The sequence below is a fragment of the Cupriavidus sp. 01L46 genome (genome assembly GCF_056399905.1).
In genome coordinates, this window is record NZ_JBFTSF010000325.1 from 1 (window position 1) to 6383 (window position 6383).

The 6383-nt window shown below is 66.1% G+C and carries 8 protein-coding genes; 5 read left to right on the forward strand and 3 right to left on the reverse strand.

The window, feature by feature from the left end; translation table 11 throughout:
* On the reverse strand, positions 1-267 hold a 267-nt coding region (locus tag AC1DS3_RS33110; protein WP_477128817.1), incomplete at its 3' end, for a LysR family transcriptional regulator.
* A gap of 156 nt (positions 268-423) precedes the next feature.
* Here AC1DS3_RS33110 and AC1DS3_RS33115 point away from each other — a divergent pair.
* From AC1DS3_RS33115 to AC1DS3_RS33130, 4 genes are all read left to right on the forward strand, one after another.
* Positions 424-921, forward strand: coding sequence for a CidA/LrgA family protein (locus tag AC1DS3_RS33115; protein ID WP_441635972.1), 498 nt, complete (start codon positions 424-426; stop codon positions 919-921).
* The gene (locus AC1DS3_RS33120; protein ID WP_477128818.1) at positions 914-1606 is read left to right on the forward strand and encodes an LrgB family protein; all 693 of its coding nucleotides are present in this window, start codon (positions 914-916) and stop codon (positions 1604-1606) included. Before AC1DS3_RS33115 ends, AC1DS3_RS33120 begins: the two co-directional genes overlap by 8 nt.
* A gap of 280 nt (positions 1607-1886) precedes the next feature.
* Complete coding sequence (locus AC1DS3_RS33125) at positions 1887-3044, forward strand: MFS transporter (protein WP_441635968.1); 1158 nt, start codon at positions 1887-1889, stop codon at positions 3042-3044.
* Between the two features lie 200 nt (positions 3045-3244).
* The gene (locus AC1DS3_RS33130) at positions 3245-4159 is read left to right on the forward strand and encodes a glutaminase (RefSeq protein WP_477128819.1); all 915 of its coding nucleotides are present in this window, start codon (positions 3245-3247) and stop codon (positions 4157-4159) included.
* A 21-nt stretch (positions 4160-4180) separates the two neighbouring features.
* On the opposite strand, the gene AC1DS3_RS33135 is transcribed toward AC1DS3_RS33130, so the two are convergent.
* Together AC1DS3_RS33135 and AC1DS3_RS33140 are read right to left on the reverse strand one after the other, a co-directional pair.
* Positions 4181-4984, reverse strand: coding sequence for a BPL-N domain-containing protein (locus tag AC1DS3_RS33135; protein WP_441635966.1), 804 nt, complete (start codon positions 4982-4984; stop codon positions 4181-4183).
* Positions 4985-5052: 68 nt separating this feature from the next.
* Positions 5053-5718 carry a LysE family translocator gene (locus tag AC1DS3_RS33140; RefSeq protein WP_477109199.1) on the reverse strand — a complete coding sequence of 222 codons (666 nt, stop codon included), beginning with the start codon at positions 5716-5718 and terminating at the stop codon, positions 5053-5055.
* Between the two features lie 296 nt (positions 5719-6014).
* Here AC1DS3_RS33140 and AC1DS3_RS33145 point away from each other — a divergent pair, with 296 nt between their 5' ends.
* Positions 6015-6257: a hypothetical protein gene (locus AC1DS3_RS33145; protein WP_035859902.1), complete on the forward strand. Its 243-nt coding sequence runs from the start codon at positions 6015-6017 to the stop codon at positions 6255-6257.
* The last annotated feature ends 126 nt before the right edge of the window (positions 6258-6383 follow it).

Consider the following 6383-nt stretch of genomic DNA (forward strand, 5'->3'; position numbering starts at 1 on the left):
CGCCATGCCGGCTACCTCGGCGACTTCCTGGCGCAGGCGTGCCACTTCGGCCAGCACGGCCTGGCTGCGGGCGAAGACGACCTCGCCGGCGTCGGTGAGCTGTACCGTGCGGCCTTCGCGCAGCAGCAGCGGGCCGCCGAGTTCGTCTTCCAGGCTCTTGACCATCTTGCTGATGGTCGGCTGGGTCACATGCAGGGTTTCGGCGGCGCGGGTGAAGCCGTTCTGGCGGACGACTTCCACGAAATAGCGCAAGGCGCGGATATCCATGGGGCTCCTCGGATGTGGCGTGCGTGGGGGATCACGGCTTGCCATTCCAATATGGCATCGAATCAATAATTTATATTCATTTTATATATCGAAGTGCGCTTCGTACACTAGCGTCACTGCCACGTTCCCTGTGGCGCCATAGCTTGAATGCTCTCCATGCAACGCGCTGTTCCTGCCGCTTCCCCCGCATCCGTTACGTCCCCCACCTCCGCGACCTTGCCGCAGCCGCCCGGTGCTCGCCTGCGCACTGGCGCCATCGCGCTGGCCCAAGTGGTGGCGCTGTCGGCCCTGTGGCTGCTGGCGGACTGGCTGCGCGGGCGGCTGGGGTTGCCATTGCCGGCTGGCTTGCTTGGGCTCCTGGCGCTGGCCGCGCTGCTGTTTAGCGGCGCGGTGCGCGGTGGCTGGGTGCGTCGCGGGGCGGACTGGCTGCTGGGCGAGATGTTGCTGTTCTTCATCCCGGCGGTGCTGGCCGTGGTGCAGTATCCCGAGCTGGTCCGGCATCAGGGCTGGCGGATCTGCGCGGTGATTGCCTTGAGCACGCTCACGGTGATGGTGGTGACGGCGCTGGTGGTGGAGCAGGTGGTCCGCCTCGAACTCAGGCTGGCGCGCCGCGCGGGCCGTGCCACGCACAACCGGCAGCAGCACCATGCATGATTCCGTGCTGGCGGCGCTGAGCCTGGTGGCTACCGTTGCGCTCTATTACTTCAACAAGCGCCTCTATGCGCGCCGCGCGCGGCTGTGGCTGATGCCGCTGCTGGCCACGCCGGTGGTGCTGATCGCGCTGGTGCTGGCGGCGCATGTGCCGTATCGCGACTATATCGCCGACACGCGCTGGCTGATGTGGCTGCTTGGCCCGGCCACCATCGCCTTTGCGCTGCCGATCTACGATCACCGTGCGCTGGTGCGCCAGCACTGGTTGTCGATTTCGGTTGGCGTGCTGGCTGCGGTGGCGACGTCGGTGCTGAGCTCGGTCTGRCTGGCGCGCGGCTTTGGCTTGCCGGTGATGTTGCAGAAGGGGCTGGCGGTGCGCTCGGTGACCACGCCGTTTGCCGTGGATGCGGTGCGTGCGCTAGGCGGGCCGCCGGATCTTGCCGCGATCTTTGTCGTCATCACCGGGCTGACGGGCATGGCGATTGGCGAGACCGTGCTGGCCTGCTTGCCCTCGGTGCGCAGCCGGCTGGCGCAAGGTGCTATCTTCGGCGCCGCTGCGCATGGTGCCGGCACGGCCAAGGCGAGGCAGCTGGGGGAAGTGCAGGGCGTGGTGGCGTCGCTGGTGATGATGATCGCGGGGCTGGTCAGCGTGCTGGCCGCGCCGCTGATCCGCAGCGTGTTTTTTTGAGCGGGCTTGCGTAGTACTGCGCAATGGCTGCGCGCGATTGGGCGCAGGCGCTGAGTAGTACTGCGTAGCCCATGGCCTTGCGACCGCTCCGGGCGCAGGGTCTTTTGCGCGCCCGCAACGCGCCGCGCGAAATTGGCGCAAAATGCGGCACTTGCGCGATCGTGCCGGTCGCTGGCATGCGTCATTCATCCGCACGTGGCTAGCCGTTCTTCCCGCCACGGCGTGCGCACCGCACGCGCAAGCTTCACCGATCTCTCTCTMGTTTTTCAATCACAACATCATGCGATTACCGCTTCTCGCGCTGGCTGCCGCGGCCTTTGGCATTGGCACCACCGAATTCGTCATCATGGGGCTGTTGCCCGACGTTGCCGCCGATCTTGGCGTTTCCGCGCCGGCTGCCGGCATGCTGGTCTCGGGCTATGCCATCGGCGTGGCCGTGGGCGCGCCCATCCTGGCCATCCTGACCAACAAGTGGCCGCGCAAGACCGCGCTGGTGGGGCTGATGGGCTTGTTCATCCTCGGCAATGCGCTGTGCGCGCTCGCGCCCAACTATGCGTTGCTGATGGCCGCGCGCGTGGTGACGGCGTTTTGCCACGCGGCGTTCTTCGGCATTGGCGCGGTGGTGGCCGCGGAGCTGGTCCCGCGTGAGAAGCGCGCGCAGGCGGTGGCATTGATGTTTACCGGGCTGACGGTGGCCAACGTGCTGGGCGTGCCGTTTGGCACCGCCTTTGGGCATGTGCTGGGCTGGCGCTCCACGTTTTGGGCTGTCACCGTGATTGGCGTGGCCGCGGCGGTTGCATTGGTGGCCTGGCTGCCCAAGGCCATCCCGATGCAGGCCGGCAGCATCCTGCGCGAGTTCCGCTCCATCGGCGCGGCGCAGGTGCAGCTGGCGCTGCTGATCAGCACGCTGGCATCGGTCAGCATGTTCACCGTGTTCACCTACATCGCTTACATCCTGCGTGACGTCACGGGTTTTACCGCGCAGCAGGAGAGCATGGTGCTGCTGCTGTTCGGGGCTGGCATCACGGTGGGCGGCCTGGCCGGCGGCAAGCTGGCCGACTGGAAGCTGATGCCCGCGCTTGCCAGCTTGCTGGCCGCGGTGGCGGTGGTGCAGCTGGTGTTCTCGTGGACCAGCCATTTCCCGGTGCCGACGCTGTTCACCCTGTTTGTGTGGGGCATGGTGAGCTTTGCCGTGGTGCCGGCCACGCAGGTGCGCGTGCTGGACAAGGCCAAGGGCGCGCCCAACCTGGCGTCCACGCTGAACCAGGGCGCGTTCAACCTGGGCAACGCCACCGGCGCCTGGCTGGGCGGATTGATGATCAGCGCCGGCCTGCCGCTGACCCAGTTGCCGTGGCTGGGTGCGGCGGTGGCCGGGCTGGCGCTGCTGGCGGTGGGGGTGTCGGCGTCACTGGATCGGGGTGGGCCGGTGGCGGCTTAGCGGCCGTTTCCAAAAGATGCTGGCGTCGTTGCGCGGCCTTGGCCGATCCACTTGTACTGTCTGCGGCCGCGCGCCTAGCCAGAACCGCGTCGCTTCATTTTGAAACGGCCTCTCAATACAAGCCGCGCCATGGCGCGCGGAGTTCCTGCGGGGCCCGTCGGGCTGTAGGATGTTGCCAGCAACGTTTCTTCGGGCCCGGCATGGACTACGCACACATCCTCCAACGCATCCACCGTGACATCGCGCCCTTGCTCACCCAAGGGCGCGTAGCGGACTACATCCCCGAACTGGGCAAGGTACCGGCCACGCATTTCGGCATGGCGCTGGTGTTTGCCGATGGCCGCAGCCATTGCGTGGGCGACGCCGCGGTGCCGTTMTCCATCCAGAGCATCTCCAAGCTGTTTGCCTGCACGCTGGCGTTCCAGTTGCTGGGCGAGGACCTGTGGCAGCGGGTCGGGCGCGAGCCTTCCGGCAACGCCTTCAACTCGCTGGTGCAACTGGAGTACGAGCAAGGCAAGCCGCGCAATCCATTTATCAACGCTGGCGCGCTGGTGGTGACCGACGTGCTGTGCAGCCGTTTTGTCCAGGCGGAGACCGCGATGGTGCAGTTCCTGCGCCGGCTCAGCGGCAACCCGGCGATCGACTACGACCCGCGCGTGGCGCAGTCCGAGCGCGAGCATGCGGACCGCAATCGCGCCATGGCGTATTTCATGAAGGACTTTGGCCGCCTTGAGATGCCGGTGGACAAGGTCATCGACGCCTATTGCCGCCAATGCGCCATCACCATGAGCTGTGAGGATCTGGCGCGCGCGGCGCTGTTCCTGGCGCATGGCGGGGTGGTGCCGTGGAGCGGCGAGCGCGTGCTGGACGCCAGCCCCACCAAGCGCCTGTCGGCGCTGATGCTGACCTGCGGCACTTATGACGCTGCGGGGGATTTTGTCTATCGGGTGGGTTTGCCGGCCAAGAGCGGCGTGGGCGGCGGCATTGTGGCGGTGCTGCCCGGCAGGTGGGCCGTGTGCGTCTGGTCACCGGGGCTGGACCACAGCGGCAATTCGCTGGCCGGGGTGCAGGCGCTGGAGTGGCTGACCACGTTGAGCGGGCATTCGATTTTCTGAGTAGCGGAGTAGAGAAGCCAGTCAGCCCAGCATCAGCCCGGCATGCGCCAGCAAGTGGCGGAACACCGCCAGCCGGGCTTCTCCCGTTTGCGCCAGCTTGCGGCAAACGTGCAGGTGCGCCGTCATGTCGCTGTGTCCGCGCAGGGCGTCCTTGCACTCGCGGTCCGAGATTTCCAGGTGGATGCCTGTGAGGATGGCGCAGCCCTTGCCCACGGGGGCGCTCACGATGGCGGGCGGGGTGCCTTCTATGCCCGTGTACACGGCCAGGATCTGCGTCGCGTGGTTTGTTGCATCGTCAAAGTCGAAGCGGCAGCCGCCGTGGTAGTGCGCATACAGCGTGATTGGGGCATGGGTCAGGCTATGGGTCGTGCGTATTTCCGCTGCCGCCGTGCTCCGCGGTGTCGCATCATAAGCGACGCCCCGGGTGAGTTCGGGCAAGCAGCCAACCGCGACAGCATCCACAAAGCTCAGTTCGCGCGGGCCGCAGATAGCGCCTTGGGTGCCGGCATGGAACGCGAGTTCCCTGCAGGCGTAGTACGCGCCCGCGCAGATGCCCAGATAGGCGCCGCCGTCTTCGACAAAGCGCCGGATGCGCGCGTTGGGCGCGCCGTTCAGGGCCGCGCAATATGGCAGGTCCGCACCGCCCGGCATGACAAACATCACGGCATCATCGAAGAGCGTCGCGTCTTGCCGGATGTCGTCGGCCATCACCGCGCGGATCTCGTACGCGCCGGGAAGCAACTGCTGCCCGATCATCCGCATCAGGCGTGAGGTACCGTCGGAGGTGCCAGCGTCGATATAGGTCAGGATCTGGGGCTTCGGCATGATGGTTTGACCCGGTTGGCCTGGTTGGCGCGGTTGGGCGCGATAGTGCGGCAGCGGTGCTGCGTGCCTCAGGCTTGCGCGCGGCGGTAAAACGCCAGCCCGCCTGCCAGCGCAATCAGCGTGCCGCCCGACAGCCGGTTCAGCCAGCGCATGCCGTCACCGCGAAAGGCGTGCACGATGCGCGCGCCCAGCGCCGCGTACACCAGCATGACGGCCAGGTTCAACAGGCATTGGGCCAGCGTCAGGATGGCGTACTGCGGCAGCAGCGCCGCGCTCGTATCGATGAACTGGGGCAGGAAGGCCGAGATAAACAGCAGCGCCTTGGGATTGGTCAGCGCCACCAGGAAACTGCGTGAGAACAGGATACGGCCCCGCGCCGCCGCCGGCGTCCGGGCGGCAGCGGAATCCGAAGGCGTATCCGGTAGCGTCTCCGGTACCGTCTGCGCCGCCTTGCCTGAGTGCAGCATCTTCCACCCCACGTACGCCAGGTAGGCGGCGCCAAACCACTTGATCGCCTCGAAGGTAACCTCGGACGCGGCGATTACGGCGCCAAGCCCTGCGGCCACGGTGATGACCAGGATGACGTCGGCCGCGAGCGCCCCGGCCATGCCCCAGCACGCCTTGCGTACGCCATGCCTGGAGCCGTTGTTCAGGGCCAGCAGCACTGTCGGGCCGGGCGTGGCAATGGTCACGGCCGAGGCAAAGAGGAAGAGCAGCAGGGTAGGGAGCGTCATGGTGCAATCTGGCTGGCGCACGCGCGGGCGGGCGGGAAACATAGGATGATTGCCCGCTGTCGGATTGTCCAGTGCCTGCCATGCCCGGCATGCCCGGCATCGACGCGCCATGTGCTGCGCAATTGACAAAAAGCAAGCCGGGATTGCACGAGATGAGCAGACATTGCGTGTTTTGATACGATGAGGGTTAGAACGCAACGGTAGCCCGCAACCGCTATGGCGCTTGCGATGCGCGCTTGAACAACTAGTGTTCGCCCGGTTAAGTTGCGGTTCTCCAATAAAAGGCAGAGACAGCCATGATCAAAGAATACGCGTGGAAGAAGCGGGTTTTCGAGACCCATGAAGTACAAGTGCAGGTGCGGCCGAGAACGCCAACGGTCTGGGAGTACACGGTGCGGGTTTGCCGCCCGGGCACGAACATCCGGGCCGCCGGGACATTGCTGGAATCGTCCAAGGTGACGGACCTGTTCCCCACGGCGGACGCGGCGGAGAAGGCGGGCTTTGCCCACGGCGCCGAGCTGGCGAAACGGCTGGCCTAGGGGCGCGGATGAAGCCCGGAAAGGGTTGATAGACGTCGATTTGGTGCTTTTTGCCGGCTGATGGCGTAGCAGTGTGACTTTTTGTAGCGGGTGGTTTGGAGCGTACTTTGTGCCGATATACTGCGC